Below are 16,945 nucleotides of genomic sequence, written 5' to 3' on the forward strand. Positions count from 1 at the left end.
ATGACTTCGATCGGGCACGATAGAACTCCGTTCGAAGACTGAGTTACGCAACTACGAAAAGACTGAAGCACGCTGGAACCATTGGGTTCCCGACGCTGCATGCAGCGGTGGGCTCAAGGTGACGGATGTAGACGAGCATACCATCAGGGAAGGGTATTCAGCAAAGATCGGATCTTTCGCATTCGAACGAAACAGGCTCTGGCTTGTTAACCCAGACGCGTGGTTGGGCTTTCGTCGCTCCATCAGGGCGAGGACAGGACCAATCCATGCAGTTTTCACACGACGTAACCCTGATCTGGGGTGAAGAAAATGTGCGGCCATCAAGTGACTTATGGGCCGCAAACGGTGCTGAACGGTGGGCCTCTCTCGGAGAGGCCATTCGGTTCGCGACAGCTCTGCAAGCCGATCGGGCGAGTATGGGGCTTCATCCATGGATTTGGACGCCTTCCGGACACGTCTACTCACCCGAGACAATCACCGTGATGTCTCAGGCAGCGGATGCCAACCGGCTGCGGGCGCGTGCGAATGCACCAATCGTCGGGCTCAAGCAGCGGTCACAGTCTGTTGCGCAAGTCCGGATCTCGCTGTACCCGAGAGGTTGAAAGGCCGCTGAAGCTCTGTGGCGGCATTGAAGTTGGTCTGTCGCTATCACTCTCGCATCGCGTTCACGATGAAAGCAGGAGCGCGGTAGCGACGTATTTAGCCGTCAGGCGTCTATGTTTTAGCAATGACCCCAGCCCATGGTCAGTCGCGGAGAGGGCATCGGCTACCGACAATGGTAGGACGCCGTGCTCTTGCTCCTGCCCTATGATGGGAAAATGATTGATGATGGACGGTAGAGACGTCTACCTCGCCCGCTTGCAAGCCTGTCTTGCCGAGGCGGCGGCCGCGACACTGCCGCAGGTGAAAGAGCGCCATCTGGCGGCAGCTCGATCTTGGCAGGTGCTTCTGGATCATGCCTTGGAACTGAAGCAGCCCAATCGCCTAGCTGGCGGTCCTGAGGATCACGACGAGCGAGAAATCGCATGAGCGACGACAACCCCTGGCGCACGTTCCTGGCCCGTAGAGCGCATGGCATCCGCAGCGTTCACGTCCCGACCATCATCACGGACGAGCAGTGGCGGGAAGGCTGGGAGCGCGCCATCGACCATCTTGACTGGGAGATGCGTCGGCTGAAGGGCGGCCCGCCCAAGGACCCATCGGCCTAACCCGAGCGTGCAAGCGACGAGAGGGCGAATGACGACACTGATCCTTACTCGACAGCAAGCCGCTGATCTTCTCGGCATCAGCGTCTCGACGTTCGATAAGTGGGTGCGGAAAGGCGCGGCGCCTGCGGCCCTACCAGGGACGCGGCGCTGGAGCCGAGCGGCACTGGAGCACGCGATGGGCGGCGAGGACACAAGGGCGAAGGCTGACGACCCCGAAAGTGTGTACGAAGCTTGGAAGCTTGAGGAGATACGGCGCGGCCGCCGCTTCTAGCTTGGCCCGAACACGGCAATTTTCTAACTGCCGCCTAAGTGAACGAGTTCCACGTCAAGTTTGTCCACCAATATCCAACCGGATCGGAAATTTTCCATCGAATATAACCTTTGTAGCTTCGTTTAGATCCTCACACGCCTTCGAAGCATCCTCAGCATATTCGTAGCAATTCCGAAGCAAATCCTTGAGCAAGTTGTCCATTTCGATGGATCGTACTTCTGTCTTTGGCTGCAATTCGACCGGGACCTCCGTCACAAATCTCTCATGCCGCTTGTCGTAACGGGTATGATCTTCAAGTAGCACTTGCATCTCTGTGCGTCGGCTGCTGTAAGCGTCAAACCCGGCCTCCAGCGCTGCGACGCGAGTAGCAAGCATCATCAGTCTTTGGATGAGGTCTCCTTGCTTATGCTTCAGTAGGAATACGAAATCGCTCGCTTCGAAGTTCACCGACGGCCGCGTGGCTGGCGTTGTCGGCTGCACATAGGTCCAAAGCTTATTCACAGGCATGGCATTCGGATCTGCGCGAGCGATACCGTTGACCACATGGCCACGTATCGTCTCGATACTGTTCGCTAGGCTACTGGCTTTGAGGATCACTCTCAGAGCCGCGTTCCGCTCTAGATCTACTCGTGCCGCTTCATCCCTTGATCGTCCCTCAGCGGCAGCCTGACGAGCCGTGACAAAGGATGCCACAGCGCCGATGACTGCGCCGAGAAGCGCCCCGCCGAAACCGGAAATCAAAGTCGCCCAGTCGGTTGTAGAAAGCAGCGCTGCCGCGCCAGCCGGAGGCGCCTTCAGCCTCATCGCGTCGACGATCCAGTCGAGATGCTGAAATAGGTCTATCAGTATCAAATCGCCCATGCTGTAACGTGCGGTCTGCAGGCCGCTACAGGCAAGGTTCTACCCTCAGCCTCCCCCGAACTTGGCTTTACGTCAGTCCGCCTTGACAAGCCATGCAGCGCGTAGTGGTTCCGTCGGAATGTCATGGTCCGCATTTCAGGTTTGCGGTCAAAGAGGAATGTTGCGGCAGGGTCGGAGTGCTGGCTCACTCGTACCTTGCGGGATCGTGTCGGCCGTCAGGTGGACGAGGACCGTACCGTCCGGCCGGACCTCAACGGCACATGCGCCGGCCTGTTTCGCGGCCCGGATCGTCCGCGCAATGTCGGCTTGGGTGACGACTGCCGCACGCCTACCCATCACTGCCCCGGCATGTTCTTTGCCCACCATTCGTCGACGGTTTCCCGTCGCTCCCCAAGAGGCTCGGTTCTGTGGACGAGAACGATCCTGCCATCGGGGTGGATCTCCGTTCGATGGATCTCCAATTCCGCAGCCTTGGCCGCCTTCACAGCCCGAACATAATCAGCCTGCCGAAACCTCATGCCCTGCCCTGCCTCGTCCGTGTAGGCCATCATGCCTGCCGAGCGCTGCGGGGGACAGGGGCGAGAATGGGGAGTGTCAAAAGTACGGACGCTTGCCCTTGGCGCGGTCCTTCTGCTCTCCGGGCTCCACTTCCGCTGCAAGCGGGATGAAGCGCACGGCGTCGCCTTCGATCCGGATCTCCATCTGGACCCCCAGCGCGGCCGCGGCCTTCAAAACCGCAGTGACTTGGCGTTGTGTGACGACCAGTGGCTTCGCCCCCATCAGTTCCTCGCCCTGTTGGCCTTCCGAGAGCATCATGCCCGGCGGGCGCGGTCGACAACAGGGGGGGGGGGGGCGGGATGGCGAAGTTGAAGGCGAAGCGCGGGCGGCCACCATTGCGGCCGCCGGAAGCGATCTACATCGTCGAGGTCAAGGGGTGGGAATGGCGCTACTGGATCGACAGGGCTCGCCACGACTTCGAAGTGACGCCCGTCGTGGAGTACCGCAGCATCATCATCCACGGCACCGTGCGCGGTCCGAAGCTTGGGAAGGTGACGAAGGCGGAGGTCCACATCGACCCGGGCTGGAAGCTCGAGGAGCTGACGCAGCCGAAGGAAGGGGCGGACGTCCTGATCGGCTCGATCTGGATGACGCAGGGTGTCTTCCAGGTGAGCCAGAAGGTCACGGACGGCGCGGCTGCGGCAATCCTACAGATGCTGATTGCGGACAAGATCCGGTTCGCCCGTGTGACGGCGACCCCGCTCCACTACCGGACGGGGATGGTCAGGGGGCTGTCCTTGCAGATGGACCTAACCGAAGAAGAGGATGTCGAACCGTAGCAGTCAGCGCCGTTACGGCATTTACCTACAAGCTAGCGAAAGGGCGAAGTGGGGAACGAAGTGGGGAAGCTCCCACCTACTTGCCAGAAACCACAGGCAAATGAACCACTTAAGTAAATTGAATGGCGGAGAGGGAGGGATTTGAACCCCCGATACCCTTGCGAGTATGCCGCATTTCGAGTGCGGTGCATTCAACCACTCTGCCACCTCTCCGTCCGAGGTCGATCTTGCGATCGATGAAGCATACGCTGTCGAGCGTGGTCGGCGCCCTGCAGCGCGAGGGCTCTCTAGCAAAGGAACGGGGCGTTTCACAAGAGGCAATCGACGCGGGTTGTGACACTTTGAAAACAGGCCGCGCCAGCCGCCCGATCCCTTGACCTTTGCAGCCGGTGGCGCTAGGCAACGCGCGTCGTGACCTGCGTCCGGCCGTGCCTCGTTCGCGGCGGATCATGCCACGGCATCGTTCGAAAGAAACACAAGAAGACGGCCCGTGGCGCTTCCAGCGTGCGAGAGCCGATCCCGAAAAGGCCAAGACATGTTCGCAGTGATCAAGACCGGCGGCAAGCAGTACCGCGTTGCCGCCAACGACCAGTTCGAAATCGAGCGCCTGCCCGGCGAGGCCGGCGACAGCGTTTCCTTCACCGAAGTCCTGATGGTCGGCTCGACGATCGGCGCGCCCTTCGTGGCCGGCGCCACCGTCGTCGGCGAGATCGTCGAGCAGACGCGCGGCCCGAAGGTCATCTCCTTCAAGAAGCGTCGTCGCCAGAACTCCAAGCGCAGCCGCGGCCACCGCCAAGACCTGACGCTGATCCGGATCGCCGAGATCCTGACCGACGGCAAGGCGCCCTCCGAGAAGGCTGCGAAGCCGGTCGCCGACACGACGTCCGACGCCGCGCCGAAGAAGGCCGCCAAGGCCAAGCCGGCCGCCGAGACCACGACGGACGAGGCCGCGCCCGCCAAGAAGCCGCGCGCGACCAAGAAGAAGGCCGAGGGCGAAGAGGCCTGAGACACAGAACCCGCGGGAGCCTCGAGGCGTCCGTCACGTTCTGGACGAGACCATCATTCAAGCGTCCGTGCGGTGCCGCAAGGTCCCGGACGCAGACATCAGGAGACTGAAACATGGCACACAAAAAGGCAGGCGGTTCTTCCCGCAACGGTCGCGACTCCGAGTCCAAGCGCCTTGGCGTCAAGAAGTTCGGCGGCGAGCAGGTCATCGCCGGCAACATCCTCGTGCGTCAGCGCGGCACGCGTTGGCACCCGGGCGTGAACGTCGGCATCGGCCGCGACCACACCCTCTTCGCCGTCGCCGAGGGCACCGTCACCTTCCAGAAGAAGGCGCAGGGCCGAACCTACGTGTCCGTGATGCCGAAGGCAGAAGCCGCCGAGTGATCCGGTTGCTTCAAGGCGCCGGCGTCCCAACGACCCGGCCCTTGAAGACGCAACCGTCGGACAAGGGATGAGAACCGGGGAGATGGGCCGCCATCTCCCCGTTTTTGCATTCCCGGAGGGGTCCGATGAGTTGCGAAGAATCCAGTCTCGAAACCGACGACGACGAATGTCGGCTGACGACGCGCCGCCTGGTGCTGCGGATCGCCCGGACCGGCGATGCCGCGGACATCGCCCGCTTCGCCGACGATCTCGAGATCGCGCAGATGACCTCGCGGATTCCCCATCCCTATCGCCTCGACGACGCGCATGCGTTCCTGGCGCGGGCGGAGGATGAACTCATCGTGGCGATCACGGCGCGCGACAACGACGCCTTTCTCGGCCTCTGCAGCCTTGCGGCGGCGGGCACGCCGGAAACCGCGGAACTCGGCTACTGGATCGGTCGCCCGCACTGGGGCCGGGGCTTTGCGACCGAGGCGGCGCAGGCGGCGATCGACTACGGATTTGCGGTTCTCGAACTCGCCGCGATCGAGGTTCGCTGCCGCGTGATCAATAACGGCTCGCGCCGTGTGATCCAGAAGTGCGGCTTCGGCTATGTCGGCACCGGCCTGTCAACCTCGCTGGCGGCGGGGCGGGTCGCGAGCGAAACCTATCGGATGGATCGGCGGACATGGCAGTCGCTCAAAAGCTGGATCACGCCCCGATGAGGCGCAGAGCCCTTCGCGGAGCGGCGCTCGCGGTCTCGCTCGCCCTCCTCGCGCTGCCGGCACGGGCGGCCGACGATTTCTCGCTACGCTCGTTCTTTGCCGGACACAGCGTCAGCGGCGGCGAGATCCGCACGCTCGGCCTCTTTCGGGAGCGCTTCACGGCGCGTTTCGAGGGCAAGGCGAAGGGCGACGCGCTGGACCTCGACGAGCGATTCCGCTTCGAAGACGGCGCGCGGCTCCAGCGCTGGCATCTCGTCGAGCGCGGTAGACGGGTCACCGGCACGGTCGAGACCGAAGACGGCTGGGGCGTGCTGCAGGGCCCCTTCCCCGTGTCGGGAACGAGTGGTCCGGGCGGGGCCGTCCTCGCCTATCGCGGCATTGCGCCGGGCGGCGGTCGCTGGATGTTCGACTTCCGGCATCAGATCACGCCGCGGCCCGACGGGACGGCGGGAAACCGGGTGCGTATCTCGCGCTTCGGCCTGCCACTGGCGGGGGCCCGCGTCACCTTCACCAAGTCGGAGGCGGCGCTGGCGCCCCATCTCGCACAGCCGTGAGGCTGCGGGTTCGAGTTTCAAGATGGCGCCCGGCGCGCTACACCAAGCCGCAGGATTCGACGGTGCGGCCGAAAGGATATGACGGGACAGGACGATGAAGTTTCTCGACAAGGTCAAGGTCTATGTGCGCTCGGGCGACGGGGGCGCCGGCGCGGTGTCCTTCCGCCGCGAGAAGTTCATCGAGTTCGGCGGCCCGGACGGCGGTGACGGCGGGCGCGGCGGCGACGTCTTCATCGAGGCGGTATCCGGTCTCAATACGCTGATCGACTACCGCTACCAGCAGCACTACCGCGCCAAGACCGGCATGCACGGGATGGGCCGCAACCGCACTGGCGGCAAGGGCGCCGACGTGACGCTCAAGGTCCCCGTCGGCACGCAGGTCTTCGCCGAGGACGAGGAGACGTTGCTCGCCGACCTCACGGAGATCGGCCAGGTGTTCCGGGTCGCCGCGGGCGGCAACGGGGGCTTTGGCAACTGGCAGTTCAAGTCCTCGATCAACCGCGCGCCCTACCGCGCCAATCCGGGCCTTGAGGGCGAGGAGTTGACGATCTGGCTTCAGCTCAAGCTGATCGCCGACGCCGGCGTCGTCGGGCTGCCGAATGCCGGCAAGTCGACCTTCCTCGCCAGCGTCACCGCGGCGCGGCCCAAGATCGCGGACTACCCGTTCACCACGCTGCACCCCAATCTCGGCGTCGCGACCGTGGACGGCCATGAGTTCGTGATCGCCGACATTCCGGGCCTCATCGAGGGTGCCCACGAGGGCGTCGGGATCGGCGACCGCTTCCTCGGCCATGTCGAGCGCACGCGCGTGCTGCTGCACCTCGTCTCGGCCGTCGAGGAGGACGTCGCCCATGCCTACGCGACCGTTCGGCGCGAGTTGGAGCTTTACGACGAAGGGCTGATCGAGAAGCCCGAGATCGTCGCGCTCAGCCAGGCCGACACGGTGGACGACGAGACGCGACGCGACAAGCTGGATGCCCTGGCGAAGGCGAGCGGCACCAAGCCGCTGGTGCTGTCGGCCGTGACGCGCCACGGCCTGCCGGACGTCCTGCGCCGTCTGCGCCGCGAGATCGACGGCCTGTCCGACGATGCCGCCGACCAGGAAGCCGAAGACGCCAAGCGCTTCGGCGGCACCCTGGCCGAGGAGGACTGGCGTCGATGAGCGACGGGCTCGGCGCGTTCCGGCGCATCGTCGTCAAGATCGGTTCGGCGCTTCTCGTCGACCCGGACACCGGGTTGCGCGGCGACTGGCTGCGGTCGCTGACGACCGACGTCGCGAAGCTTCACGGTGAGGGGCGCGAGGTGCTTCTCGTGTCGTCGGGTGCGATCGCGCTCGGTCGCTCGATCCTGAAGCTGTCGCGCGGGCCCCTGAAGCTCGAGGAAAGCCAGGCTGCGGCGGCCGTCGGGCAGATCGCGCTGTCGCGCGCCTACAGCGAGGCTCTCGGAGCGCACGGCATCGAGGCGGGCCAGATCCTCCTGACGCTCGGCGACACGGAGGAGCGGCGGCGTTATCTCAACGCGCGCGCCACGGTCGGCACGCTGATCGGCTTTGGCGCCGTGCCGGTGATCAACGAGAACGACACGGTGGCGACCACCGAGATCCGCTACGGCGACAACGACCGTCTGGCGGCGCGTGTCGCGGCGATGATGTCGGCCGATCTTCTGGTGCTCCTGTCCGACATCGACGGTCTCTATACCGCGCCGCCCGCGCAGGACCCGAATGCTGCCCACATTCCTCTCGTCGAGGCCATCACGCCGCAGATCGAGGCGATGGCGGGCGGAGCCGCCTCGCAGTTCTCGCGCGGCGGCATGAAGACCAAGATCGACGCCGGCAAGATCGCGACCGGTGCGGGCGCGGCGATGATCATCACCTCTGGCCAGCGGCTGCATCCGCTCGACGCCGTGCGCCGCGGCGAGCGCTCGACGCTGTTCCTCGCCGCCGCCGATCCCGTGCGCTCGCGCAAGCGCTGGATCGCGGGTCATCTCAATGCCTCCGGCCGCCTGCATGTCGATGCCGGCGCGGTGCAGGCGCTGCACGCCGGCAAAAGCCTGCTGCCGGCGGGCGTTCGGCGTGTCGACGGCGACTTCCGGCGCGGCGACACGATCCTCGTGCTCGACGAGGCGGGAACCGAGGTTGCGCGCGGGCTGGTGGCCTATGATGCCGCGGAAGCCCGCCTCGTCGCCGGCCTCCGGTCGGCCGACATCGAGGAGCGGCTCGGACAGGGCGTTCGGGCGGCGATGATTCATCGCGACGACCTCGTGGTCGCCCGCAACTGGCAGGACGAAGGGGGATTGCGCGATGCTGGATAAGGTTTCCGATCTTCAGAGCGTCATGGCCGACATGGGCGCCCGCGCGAAGGCCGCTTCGCGCGTCCTGGCGCAGGCGTCGGGCGAAACGAAGGACGCGGCGCTGCGCGCCATGGCCGATGCCGTGACGGCCGCTACGCCGGAAATCCTTGCCGCCAATCGCGCCGACCTCGAGCGCGCGCGTCAGTCGGGCATGGCCGCCTCCTTCGTCGATCGCCTGACGCTCGACGAAGGCCGCATCGCGGGCATCGCCGCCGCGCTCCGAGACATCGCCGACCTGCCCGATCCGGTCGGCGCGGTGACCGAGGAATGGACGCGGCCGAACGGGCTGACGATCCGGCGCGTGCGCACGCCGATCGGCACCATCGGCGTGATCTACGAGAGCCGGCCGAACGTGACGGCCGATGCCGGCGCGCTGTGCCTGAAGTCGGGCAACGCCGTGATCCTGCGCGGCGGCTCGGACTCGGCCCTCTCCTCCCGCGCGATCCATGCCGCGCTCGCAAGCGGCCTCGAGGCCGCCGGCCTGCCGGCCGACGCCATCCAGATCGTGCCCGTATCCGACCGTGCGGCGGTCGGCGAGATGCTGGCCGGGCTGAACGGCGCGATCGACGTGATCGTGCCGCGCGGTGGCCGGTCGCTGGTCGAGCGCGTGCAGCGCGATGCGCGCGTGCCGGTCTTCGCCCACCTCGAGGGCCTCTGCCATGTTTATGTCGACCGGGCAGCGAACCTCGCCATGGCGGTCGCGGTGACGTTGAACTCCAAGATGCGCCGGACCGGCATCTGCGGCTCGGCCGAGACGCTTCTCGTCGACGAAGCGGTGGCGGGGACGCATCTCGTCCCGATTCTCGACGCATTGAAGAGCGCCGGCTGCGAGATCCGCGGCAGCGAGGCCGTTCGCCACCTTTATCCCGGCCTCGTCCCGGCGAGCGAGGAAGACTTCCGCACCGAGTATCTCGACGCGATCATCTCGGTCGAGATCGTCCGGGGCGTCGAGGGTGCGATCGATCACATCGCGCGCTTCTCGTCGGGCCATACCGAGGCGATCATCACCGAGGACGCGGCGGCGGTGGAGCGCTTCTTCAACGCGGTCGATTCGGCGATCCTCCTCCACAACGCCTCGACCCAGTTTGCCGACGGCGGCGAGTTCGGGTTCGGCGGCGAGATCGGCATCGCGACCGGCAAGATGCATGCGCGCGGACCGGTCGGGGTCGAGCAGCTGACGAGCTTCAACTACCGCGTATCCGGCACGGGCCAGCTTCGTCCTTGACCCCGCCATCGCAGCCGAGCCTCAGCGCCGACGACCTGAAGATGCCCCCCGCCCCGACCGGGCTGCGGGTGGGCCTCTTCGGCGGCTCCTTCGACCCGCCGCACGAGGGGCATCTCCTCGTTGCCGAAACGGCGCTGCGCCGGCTGCGGCTCGACCGGCTGTGGTGGATCGTCAGCCCCGGCAACCCGCTGAAGGCCGGCCGCCCCCCTGCCCCGCTCGAAGCCCGGATAAAGCTCTGCCGCGAGCTTGCCGACGACCGCCGGATCGTGGTCACTGCCTTCGAGGCATCCCACCACATCCGATACACCGCCGACCTCGTCGATCTCGTGCTGACGCATCGCCCGACCGCGCGCTTCGTCTGGGTGATGGGGGCGGACAATCTTGCGACCTTCCACCACTGGCAGTCTTGGCGCGACATCGCGAACCGACTGCCGATCGCGGTGGTCGACCGCCCCGGCGCGACGCTCGCCCCGCTGTCCTCGCCCGCCGCGCGCTTCCTCGCCTCGGAGCGCCTGCCCGAAGCCGACGCACGGCTCCTGCCCGGCCTGTCGCCGCCCGCCTGGACTTTTCTGCACGGGCGGCGGTCCACCCTGTCCTCGACCCGTCTACGAGAGGCGCGCGCCCGCTCGTCTTGAAAGGGTCACCGATCCTTGCCACTTTACTTGCAAGGCGGACGTATAGCCTCCGCCGCAACACTCAGAAGGAAGAGTTAGCTGACCTCCGCTGCCGAACTACACGCCGACGTCGAGACCTTGGCCCCCGCGACACAGACCCCGGCGCCCGAGCGTCCCGTGATCGACCTCGTGACCGCCAGCCTCGACGATTCCAAGGCCGAGGAAGTGGTGGCGATCGACCTTCGCCGGAAGTCCGCGCTGGCCGACCACATGGTCATCGCGTCCGGGCGTTCGCATCGCCACGTCTCGGCCGTCGCCGACCACCTGATCCGCGACCTCAAGGAGGCCGGGTACGGCAACGCGCGGGTGGAGGGTCTGCAGAACGGCGACTGGGTGCTGATCGATGCGGGCGACATCATCGTCCACATCTTCCGCCCCGAAGTCCGCTCCTTTTACAACATCGAGAAGATGTGGAGCGTTGCGGAGACCAGCGAGACGCAGGCCCGTTGAAGCTCTGGATCGTGGCGGTGGGCCGGATGAAGTCCGGCCCCGAGCAGGATCTGGCTGCCCGCTACATCGATCGCCTGCGCAAGGGCGGATCGCCGCTCGGCCTCGAATGGGGCGGCGTCGTGGAACTGGCCGAAGCGCGCCAGAGCACTGTTGCCGAGCGCAAGCGCGACGAGGCGTCCCGCATCGAGGCGGCGCTTCCCACCAACGCGACCTTTCTCGTGCTCGACGAGACCGGACGCACGCCGAACTCCACCGAATTTGCCAACGAGATCGCGCGCCTTCGCGACGAAGGCGTGCGCGACCTCGCCTTCGTGATCGGCGGGCCGGACGGCCTTCAGCCCGAGCTTCGCGCGCGTGCTGCCAGGGCGATCGCCTTCGGGCGCCTCACCCTGCCGCACCAGATCGTGCGCATCCTCCTGGCCGAGCAACTCTATCGTGCCTCGACGATCCTGTCGGGCCACCCCTATCACCGGGCCTGACGCGGCGCGCCGCGATGCAGGGGCGCCACAGTGTCGCAAAATCAACGACTTGAGTTTTTTCGTCCCTGTTCCCGCCACCATCGGCGTCATGCTGGTCGCCGGGTGCCGGACCGGCTCACCATGGTTGATGAAATCTTAAGCTCGCGCCGATAGTCTGACGGCCTGGGGCAGGACGGCAGGCGGGGTTTTCGGGTTGCGTGAGCGGGGAGCGAAGATACGGCGCAAGGGCGAAGCCGTCGCGGCGGCGCTGGCCGTGACGCTCGCCTCCACGGGCGCCGTCTTCGGCGCGTCGGGCGATCCGTCCGCGACGACGCAGAGCGCTGCCTTCGGCCCGTCCGCGATCGACGCGCGCCAGGCGGATACCAAGGCCGAACTCGAGCGCATCACGGCCGAGTTACAGCGCTCCAAGGAACTGACCGTCCGCCTCGACGCCGAAATGGCGGCGCTCGCCGCCGACCGCGACCGGATCCGCGAGGCGACGATCGCCGCGGCGGCCGAGCAGAAGCGGATCTCCACCGAGATCACCGCCTCGGAAGACCGGCTCGCCGAACTCCTCGGGCAGGAGAAGGGCGTCAAGGCGTCGCTGCGCGAACGTCGCGGGGTTCTCGCCGAAGTGCTGGCCGCCCTCGAGCGGATGGGCCGGGCGCCCCCGCCGGCACTCCTCGTCAAGCCGGGCGACGCGCTAGGCTCGGTGCGCAGCGCGATCCTCCTCGGCGCCGTGGTGCCCGAGATGCGCGTCGAGACCGAACGGCTCGTCGCCGATCTGACGCGCCTCTCGACCATCCGCCAGGCGCTGGAGGGCGAGCGGGATCGCCTCGATAAGGCTAGGAACGAGGGCGAGGAGGAGGCCGCGCGCCTCGACCGCCTGTTCAAGGAAAAGGAGAAGCTGGAGGCCGAGGGGCGCGGCCGTATCGGCGAGGAGAACCGCCGGGCCGCCGAACTCGCCTCCGAGGCGACGACGCTTCAGGACCTGATCGCCTCACTCGAGACCGAGGCCGAGCGCAGCCGGCACGAGGAAGCGCAGCGCCAGAGGATGGCCGCTGAGGCCGAGACCGAGCGCCAGCGTGCGGCGGAGGAAGCCGCGAAGGCCGCGCCGAGCGGCACCGAGGGCCGAATGCCGCAGGCGCCGGATGCCGCCGAGCCCTCCGCCGGCTACGACATCGCCGCACTGCGCGAGGAAATGACGAAACTGGAGCCGACCGCCCCATTTTCGACATTGAAGAAGAGCCTCGTTCCCCCCGTATCCGGCGCGCTGGTGCGGAGTTTCGGCGAGAAGGACGACCTCGGGCGTCCCTCCTCGGGCATCCTCCTGTCAGCGCGGGCCGGCGATCTGGTGACGGCGCCGGCGGAGGGCCATATCCTTTATGCGGGACCGTTCCGCTCCTACGGGCAACTCTTGATCCTGAACGCGGGCGGTGGCTATCATATCGTGTTGGCCGGCATGAGCCGGATCGACGTTGCGGTCGGACAGTTCGTCCTGGCGGGAGAGCCCCTGGCGGCGATGGGGGCGCTCCGGATTGCAAGCGCGGCGGAAGCGGACGTGTCGAATGCCGAACCCTCGCTTTACGTGGAATTTCGCAAGGACGGGAAACCGGTCGATCCGAACCCTTGGTGGGCGGATGGATCATCTGGAAGGACGAGGAATGATACGTAAGCTCTCCATTCTCTTCGCGGGAGCGCTTCTGGGTGCCACCGCGATGACCGCCTTCGTCGGCCCGCACGCGGGCGTCGCGAATGCCGCAGGTTCGGACACCTACCGCCAGCTCGCCATCTTCGGCGATGTCTTCGAGCGCGTTCGTGCCCAGTATGTCGACGTGCCGGACGACCAGAAGCTGATCGAGACCGCGATCAACGGCATGCTGACCTCGCTCGATCCGCATTCGAGCTACATGAACGCCAAGGAAACGGCGGACATGCGCACCGAGACGCGCGGCGAGTTCGGCGGCCTCGGCATCGAGGTCACGATGGAGAACGAGCTCGTCAAGGTCATCTCGCCCTTCGACGGCACCCCGGCCGACAAGGCGGGCGTGCTGGCCGGCGACATGATCGCCGAGATCAACGGCGAGCAGGTCCGCGGCCTGTCGCTGGCCGAAGCCGTCGAGAAGATGAAGGGCGAGATCGGCTCCTCCGTCGACCTCACCATCCTGCGCGAGGGTGCGGCCCAGCCGGTCCGCCTCAAGATCGAGCGCGCCGAGATCAAGGTCCCGTCCGTGCGCCACACGGTCGAGAACGACGTCGGCTACATCAAGCTCCTGCGCTTCAACGAGCAGACCACCTCCGGCATGGAAGAGGCGATCGCCGACATCAAGTCGAAGATCCCGGCCGACAAGTTGAAGGGCTACGTCCTCGACCTGCGCCGCAACCCGGGCGGCCTGCTCGACGAGGCGGTCAGCGTCTCCGACGCGTTCCTGCAGAGCGGCGAGATCGTCTCGACGCGCGGCCGCAACGCCGAGGAAACCCGCCGCTACAACGCGCGTTCGGGCGACGACATCGACGGCAAGCCGCTGGTCGTGCTCGTGAACGGCGGTTCGGCCTCGGCCTCCGAGATCGTCGCCGGTGCGCTGCAGGACCAGAAGCGCGGCACGATCGTCGGCTCGCGGTCCTTCGGCAAGGGCTCCGTGCAGACCATCATTCCGCTGGGTGCGAACGGCGCCCTGCGCCTGACGACCGCGCTCTACTACACGCCGTCCGGCTCCTCGATCCAGGGACGCGGCATCCGCCCCGACATCGAGGTCGAGCAGCCGCTGCCGGAAGAGATCAAGGCGCAGATGGGCCTCAAGGCCGACGAAGACCTGAAGATGGGCGAAGCCTCGCTTCGCGGCCACATCAAGGGTGCCGAGGAGAACGAGGAGGGCTCCGGCTCGCTCGACTACGTGCCGCCTGAGGCCAAGGACGACCTGCAGCTGCAGTACGCCTACGACCTCCTGCGCGGCGTGAAGACCAACGCGGCCTTCCCGCCGAAGCAGGACACCGCGTCGGCCGCCAACTGAGCGGACGAACGACCGACATATCGAAGGGCTTCGGCGGCGACGCCGGGGCCCTTTCTCGTTCGCGAGCGGCAAAGCTCCGATCCAGTCTTGCGTCCTATGAAGGACGTATGCGCGACGAGCTCTACAGTCCCCTCGGCCAGACCCTGGCACCCGCAGCCCGCCCCCTGAGCCGCTCGCTCGGGCGATGGCTCGGCGCGGCCTGCGCGGCGGCCCTGGTCGCGGGTGGCTCCGCCTTCACCGCCCTCAATCAGCCGGCCTTCGCGCCGCCCGCCCCGCCCTCGCCCGTCAAGGTCGCCGAACAGGTCGCCGAGCGCCGTCCGGAGCCCGCCGAGCGCCAGCCGAACGTGCTCCGCATGGAACAGGGCGGCGGCTTCACGATCTCGGATGCGGAAGGCGAGCGCCCGCTCGTCGACGACGCCAACCCGATGACGGGCTCGATCCGCGTTCTCGAGCCCGGCTCGCTGCGCCAGCCCGCCGCTTTCTCGCACATGCCGGAGCAGGCGCTGCTCGAAGCCACCGACTTCGGCCCTCTCCCGGTTCGGGGCACCGACGGACGTCGGCCGCTCGACGTCTATGCCGGTGCCTGGTCGGGCACCGGCGGCACCCGGATCGCCATCGTGGTCGGCGGTCTCGGCGTCAGCCAGAGCGGGTCCATGCGTGCCGTCGAGGAACTGCCGGCCGGCGTCACGCTGGCCTTCGCGGCCGAGGGCAACAGCCTCGATCGCTGGATGCAAGCGGGGCGGCGGAACGGCCACGAGATTCTGCTGCAGGCGCCGATGGAGCCTTTCGGCTATCCCGACGTCTCGGCCGGCCCCCATACGCTGAAAGTCGCGGACGCTGCGGCCGGTCGCCTTGACGACCTCCACTGGTCGATGGGCCGGATCACCAATTATGTCGGTGTCATGAACTACATGGGCGCGCGCCTCAATGCCGATCCCGCGGCCCTCCAGCCGTTCCTCGGCGAGCTCTCCAAGCGCGGCCTTCTCTACCTCGACGACGGCACGTCCCTGCGCTCGGAAGCGCGCGACGTCGCCATGGCCAACGGCACGTCCTTCGCCTCCGCCGATCTCGTCATCGACACCGAGCGCGAGCCGGCGTCGATCGAGAAGCAGCTCGACGTCCTCGAGCGGATCGCCCGCGCGAAGGGAACCGCGATCGGCACGGCCAGCGCCTTCGATGCCTCGATCGACGGTATCAAGCGCTGGGCCGCGGCCGCCGCCGAGCGTGGGATCGAAATCGTGCCGGTCTCGGCCCTCGCCTTCGATCCAGAAGCGCGCGGCTGACAGGTCACCTATTCGGCAACGGCGTTTCTTCGCTTTGGCGAATGCGTTAGCATTTGCGAAAGATTTCCGGAGCGCGCATGCCCCCTTCCCCCGATTCGCTGCCCTACCGCCCCTGTGTCGGCATCATGGTCCTGAACGACGATGGGAAGGTCTTCGTCGGGCGGCGCATCGCCGAGCCGCAGGGCGAGATGGACGGCGCGTCGCAGCTTTGGCAGATGCCGCAAGGGGGCATCGACGAGGGGGAAGACCCGCTGGTGGCCGCCAAGCGCGAACTCTACGAGGAGACCGGCATCCGCTCGGTGTCGCTTCTCGGCACGACCGACGGCTGGGTGCGCTACGAGTTGCCACCCCATCTCCTCGGAGTCGCCCTGAAGGGTCGCTTCCGCGGGCAGATGCAGAAGTGGTTCGCCTTCCGCTTCGAAGGCGACGAGAGCGAGATCCAGATCGATCCGCCGCCAGGGGACCACGACGCGGAATTCAGCGAGTGGGCCTGGAAGTCGCTCGATGAGGTGCTGGACCTCGTCGTTCCGTTCAAGCGTGGTGTCTACGAGGAAGTCGTCCGAGCCTTCCGTCACCTGGAGGCCGGCCGATGATGGCCGATGGCGTCCGCGATATCGTCCTGCGCGAGATGGCGCCCGACGAACTGATCCTTGTCGAGACGATCCACGCGACGGCGTTCGGACGCGACGAAGAGGCGCGCCTCCCCCACGCCATCATCTCGGCCGGCCACGACGTCATCTCGGTGGTGGCTGTCGATGGCGACTACTTCGTCGGCCATGCGCTCTTCACGGCGCTGGAAGGGGCCGAGAAAGCCCTGGCGCTCGGCCCCGTCGCCATCGTTCCCGACCGGCAGGGCGAAGGCATCGGAGCGCGGCTGGTGCGCCATGGCCTCGATCTGGCACGGCAGCGCGGCTGGCGTTCGGTCTTCGTCCTAGGCGACCCCGCCTTCTATGGCCGCCTCGGCTTCCGCGCCAACCTCGCCAAGGGCGCCATCGTCCCCTGGGCCGGACCGAATTTTCAGGCTCTCGAACTGGTGCCGGGAGCGCTCGCAAGCTGGGCCGGGATGCTGGTTTATCCCGATGCCTTCGGCGCCAACGACGAACAGGACTGACGCGCATCTCAAGGAGAAAGGCCCGGCCGCTTCCGCGACCGGGCCTTTCAGAAACTAGGG

General features: G+C 66.7%; 22 protein-coding genes and 1 tRNA gene. 19 read left to right on the forward strand and 4 right to left on the reverse strand.

The annotated features are described in order from the left end of the window. Window positions 1-825: 825 nt before the first annotated feature. From ACLNGM_RS20315 to ACLNGM_RS20325, 3 genes are read left to right on the forward strand one after another with little or no spacing between them, the layout of a single operon-like run. Complete coding sequence (locus ACLNGM_RS20315) at window positions 826-1,029, forward strand: hypothetical protein (RefSeq protein WP_416356352.1); 204 nt, start codon at window positions 826-828, stop codon at window positions 1,027-1,029. Continuing rightward, window positions 1,026-1,208 carry a hypothetical protein gene (locus ACLNGM_RS20320; RefSeq protein ID WP_416356353.1) on the forward strand — a complete coding sequence of 61 codons (183 nt, stop codon included), beginning with the start codon at window positions 1,026-1,028 and terminating at the stop codon, window positions 1,206-1,208. The genes ACLNGM_RS20315 and ACLNGM_RS20320 overlap by 4 nt, the downstream gene beginning before the upstream one ends. Before the next feature lie 28 nt (window positions 1,209-1,236). Further along, entirely contained in the window at window positions 1,237-1,479 is a 243-nt protein-coding gene (locus tag ACLNGM_RS20325; RefSeq protein ID WP_416356354.1) for a helix-turn-helix transcriptional regulator, read from the forward strand. Between the two features lie 54 nt (window positions 1,480-1,533). On the opposite strand, the gene ACLNGM_RS20330 is transcribed toward ACLNGM_RS20325, so the two are convergent. From ACLNGM_RS20330 to ACLNGM_RS20340, 3 genes are all read right to left on the reverse strand, one after another. Then, complete coding sequence (locus ACLNGM_RS20330; RefSeq protein ID WP_416356355.1) at window positions 1,534-2,340, reverse strand: hypothetical protein; 807 nt, start codon at window positions 2,338-2,340, stop codon at window positions 1,534-1,536. 335 nt (window positions 2,341-2,675) lie between these two features. Then, on the reverse strand, window positions 2,676-2,891 hold the full coding sequence (locus tag ACLNGM_RS20335) for a hypothetical protein (protein WP_416356356.1): 216 nt from the start codon (window positions 2,889-2,891) through the stop codon (window positions 2,676-2,678). Between the two features lie 43 nt (window positions 2,892-2,934). Further along, window positions 2,935-3,156 (reverse strand): hypothetical protein, encoded by a 222-nt coding sequence (locus ACLNGM_RS20340; RefSeq protein WP_416356357.1) that lies wholly within the window; start codon window positions 3,154-3,156, stop codon window positions 2,935-2,937. 41 nt (window positions 3,157-3,197) lie between these two features. On the opposite strand from ACLNGM_RS20340, the gene ACLNGM_RS20345 reads away from it, so the two are divergent. Continuing rightward, the gene (locus ACLNGM_RS20345) at window positions 3,198-3,677 is read left to right on the forward strand and encodes a hypothetical protein (RefSeq protein ID WP_416356358.1); all 480 of its coding nucleotides are present in this window, start codon (window positions 3,198-3,200) and stop codon (window positions 3,675-3,677) included. Window positions 3,678-3,800: 123 nt separating this feature from the next. Here ACLNGM_RS20345 and ACLNGM_RS20350 read toward each other — a convergent pair. Beyond that, window positions 3,801-3,890: transfer RNA gene (locus ACLNGM_RS20350), tRNA-Ser, on the reverse strand. 322 nt (window positions 3,891-4,212) lie between these two features. On the opposite strand from ACLNGM_RS20350, the gene rplU reads away from it, so the two are divergent. The 15 genes from rplU to ACLNGM_RS20425 all read left to right on the forward strand — a co-directional run bounded on the left by rplU (window position 4,213) and on the right by ACLNGM_RS20425 (window position 16,885). After that, a complete protein-coding gene (gene rplU, locus ACLNGM_RS20355; RefSeq protein ID WP_090961421.1) occupies window positions 4,213-4,683 on the forward strand; it encodes a 50S ribosomal protein L21 in 471 nt (156 codons plus the stop codon). A gap of 113 nt (window positions 4,684-4,796) precedes the next feature. Beyond that, window positions 4,797-5,066 (forward strand): 50S ribosomal protein L27, encoded by a 270-nt coding sequence (gene rpmA / locus ACLNGM_RS20360; protein ID WP_055892932.1) that lies wholly within the window; start codon window positions 4,797-4,799, stop codon window positions 5,064-5,066. A gap of 125 nt (window positions 5,067-5,191) precedes the next feature. Continuing rightward, entirely contained in the window at window positions 5,192-5,770 is a 579-nt protein-coding gene (locus ACLNGM_RS20365; RefSeq protein ID WP_416356359.1) for a GNAT family N-acetyltransferase, read from the forward strand. Further along, a complete protein-coding gene (locus tag ACLNGM_RS20370; RefSeq protein WP_416356360.1) occupies window positions 5,767-6,324 on the forward strand; it encodes a DUF3833 family protein in 558 nt (185 codons plus the stop codon). The genes ACLNGM_RS20365 and ACLNGM_RS20370 overlap by 4 nt, the downstream gene beginning before the upstream one ends. Before the next feature lie 94 nt (window positions 6,325-6,418). Then, the gene (obgE, locus tag ACLNGM_RS20375; protein ID WP_090961429.1) at window positions 6,419-7,486 is read left to right on the forward strand and encodes a GTPase ObgE; all 1,068 of its coding nucleotides are present in this window, start codon (window positions 6,419-6,421) and stop codon (window positions 7,484-7,486) included. Continuing rightward, window positions 7,483-8,634, forward strand: a complete 1,152-nt coding sequence (gene proB, locus ACLNGM_RS20380; protein ID WP_090961432.1) for a glutamate 5-kinase — start codon at window positions 7,483-7,485, stop codon at window positions 8,632-8,634. Before obgE ends, proB begins: the two co-directional genes overlap by 4 nt. Beyond that, window positions 8,624-9,898 (forward strand): glutamate-5-semialdehyde dehydrogenase, encoded by a 1,275-nt coding sequence (locus ACLNGM_RS20385; protein ID WP_416356361.1) that lies wholly within the window; start codon window positions 8,624-8,626, stop codon window positions 9,896-9,898. The genes proB and ACLNGM_RS20385 overlap by 11 nt, the downstream gene beginning before the upstream one ends. After that, window positions 9,871-10,533, forward strand: a complete 663-nt coding sequence (locus ACLNGM_RS20390) for a nicotinate-nucleotide adenylyltransferase (protein ID WP_416358503.1) — start codon at window positions 9,871-9,873, stop codon at window positions 10,531-10,533. Before ACLNGM_RS20385 ends, ACLNGM_RS20390 begins: the two co-directional genes overlap by 28 nt. A 117-nt stretch (window positions 10,534-10,650) precedes the next feature. Next, window positions 10,651-11,022, forward strand: a complete 372-nt coding sequence (gene rsfS / locus ACLNGM_RS20395; protein ID WP_294645044.1) for a ribosome silencing factor — start codon at window positions 10,651-10,653, stop codon at window positions 11,020-11,022. Next, window positions 11,019-11,501: a 23S rRNA (pseudouridine(1915)-N(3))-methyltransferase RlmH gene (gene rlmH, locus ACLNGM_RS20400; protein WP_416356362.1), complete on the forward strand. Its 483-nt coding sequence runs from the start codon at window positions 11,019-11,021 to the stop codon at window positions 11,499-11,501. The genes rsfS and rlmH overlap by 4 nt, the downstream gene beginning before the upstream one ends. 193 nt (window positions 11,502-11,694) lie before the next feature. After that, complete coding sequence (locus ACLNGM_RS20405) at window positions 11,695-13,155, forward strand: murein hydrolase activator EnvC family protein (RefSeq protein WP_416356363.1); 1,461 nt, start codon at window positions 11,695-11,697, stop codon at window positions 13,153-13,155. After that, window positions 13,145-14,491: a S41 family peptidase gene (locus ACLNGM_RS20410; RefSeq protein WP_294645034.1), complete on the forward strand. Its 1,347-nt coding sequence runs from the start codon at window positions 13,145-13,147 to the stop codon at window positions 14,489-14,491. The genes ACLNGM_RS20405 and ACLNGM_RS20410 overlap by 11 nt, the downstream gene beginning before the upstream one ends. Window positions 14,492-14,598: 107 nt before the next feature. Then, a complete protein-coding gene (locus tag ACLNGM_RS20415) occupies window positions 14,599-15,774 on the forward strand; it encodes a divergent polysaccharide deacetylase family protein (protein WP_416356364.1) in 1,176 nt (391 codons plus the stop codon). A gap of 77 nt (window positions 15,775-15,851) precedes the next feature. Next, a complete protein-coding gene (locus tag ACLNGM_RS20420) occupies window positions 15,852-16,367 on the forward strand; it encodes an RNA pyrophosphohydrolase (protein ID WP_416356365.1) in 516 nt (171 codons plus the stop codon). After that, entirely contained in the window at window positions 16,364-16,885 is a 522-nt protein-coding gene (locus ACLNGM_RS20425) for a GNAT family N-acetyltransferase (protein ID WP_416356366.1), read from the forward strand. The genes ACLNGM_RS20420 and ACLNGM_RS20425 overlap by 4 nt, the downstream gene beginning before the upstream one ends. The last annotated feature ends 60 nt before the right edge of the window (window positions 16,886-16,945 follow it).

Origin of the sequence: Aureimonas phyllosphaerae (assembly GCF_047943035.1) — a bacterium.
GTDB lineage: Bacteria > Pseudomonadota > Alphaproteobacteria > Rhizobiales > Rhizobiaceae > Aureimonas > Aureimonas phyllosphaerae.

Coding starts and splice junctions, on each gene's coding strand:
- ACLNGM_RS20345 (WP_416356358.1), top strand. CDS start 3,198: ATGGCGAAGTTGAAGGCGAAGCGCGGGCGGCCACCATTGCGGCCGCCG.
- ACLNGM_RS20410 (WP_294645034.1), top strand. CDS start 13,145: ATGATACGTAAGCTCTCCATTCTCTTCGCGGGAGCGCTTCTGGGTGCC.
- obgE (WP_090961429.1), top strand. CDS start 6,419: ATGAAGTTTCTCGACAAGGTCAAGGTCTATGTGCGCTCGGGCGACGGG.
- ACLNGM_RS20415 (WP_416356364.1), top strand. CDS start 14,599: ATGCGCGACGAGCTCTACAGTCCCCTCGGCCAGACCCTGGCACCCGCA.
- ACLNGM_RS20340 (WP_416356357.1), bottom strand. CDS start 3,156: ATGATGCTCTCGGAAGGCCAACAGGGCGAGGAACTGATGGGGGCGAAG.
- proB (WP_090961432.1), top strand. CDS start 7,483: ATGAGCGACGGGCTCGGCGCGTTCCGGCGCATCGTCGTCAAGATCGGT.
- rpmA (WP_055892932.1), top strand. CDS start 4,797: ATGGCACACAAAAAGGCAGGCGGTTCTTCCCGCAACGGTCGCGACTCC.
- ACLNGM_RS20425 (WP_416356366.1), top strand. CDS start 16,364: ATGATGGCCGATGGCGTCCGCGATATCGTCCTGCGCGAGATGGCGCCC.
- ACLNGM_RS20315 (WP_416356352.1), top strand. CDS start 826: ATGATGGACGGTAGAGACGTCTACCTCGCCCGCTTGCAAGCCTGTCTT.
- ACLNGM_RS20335 (WP_416356356.1), bottom strand. CDS start 2,891: ATGATGGCCTACACGGACGAGGCAGGGCAGGGCATGAGGTTTCGGCAG.
- ACLNGM_RS20385 (WP_416356361.1), top strand. CDS start 8,624: ATGCTGGATAAGGTTTCCGATCTTCAGAGCGTCATGGCCGACATGGGC.
- ACLNGM_RS20325 (WP_416356354.1), top strand. CDS start 1,237: ATGACGACACTGATCCTTACTCGACAGCAAGCCGCTGATCTTCTCGGC.
- ACLNGM_RS20370 (WP_416356360.1), top strand. CDS start 5,767: ATGAGGCGCAGAGCCCTTCGCGGAGCGGCGCTCGCGGTCTCGCTCGCC.
- ACLNGM_RS20330 (WP_416356355.1), bottom strand. CDS start 2,340: ATGGGCGATTTGATACTGATAGACCTATTTCAGCATCTCGACTGGATC.
- ACLNGM_RS20420 (WP_416356365.1), top strand. CDS start 15,852: ATGCCCCCTTCCCCCGATTCGCTGCCCTACCGCCCCTGTGTCGGCATC.
- ACLNGM_RS20320 (WP_416356353.1), top strand. CDS start 1,026: ATGAGCGACGACAACCCCTGGCGCACGTTCCTGGCCCGTAGAGCGCAT.
- rplU (WP_090961421.1), top strand. CDS start 4,213: ATGTTCGCAGTGATCAAGACCGGCGGCAAGCAGTACCGCGTTGCCGCC.
- ACLNGM_RS20365 (WP_416356359.1), top strand. CDS start 5,192: ATGAGTTGCGAAGAATCCAGTCTCGAAACCGACGACGACGAATGTCGG.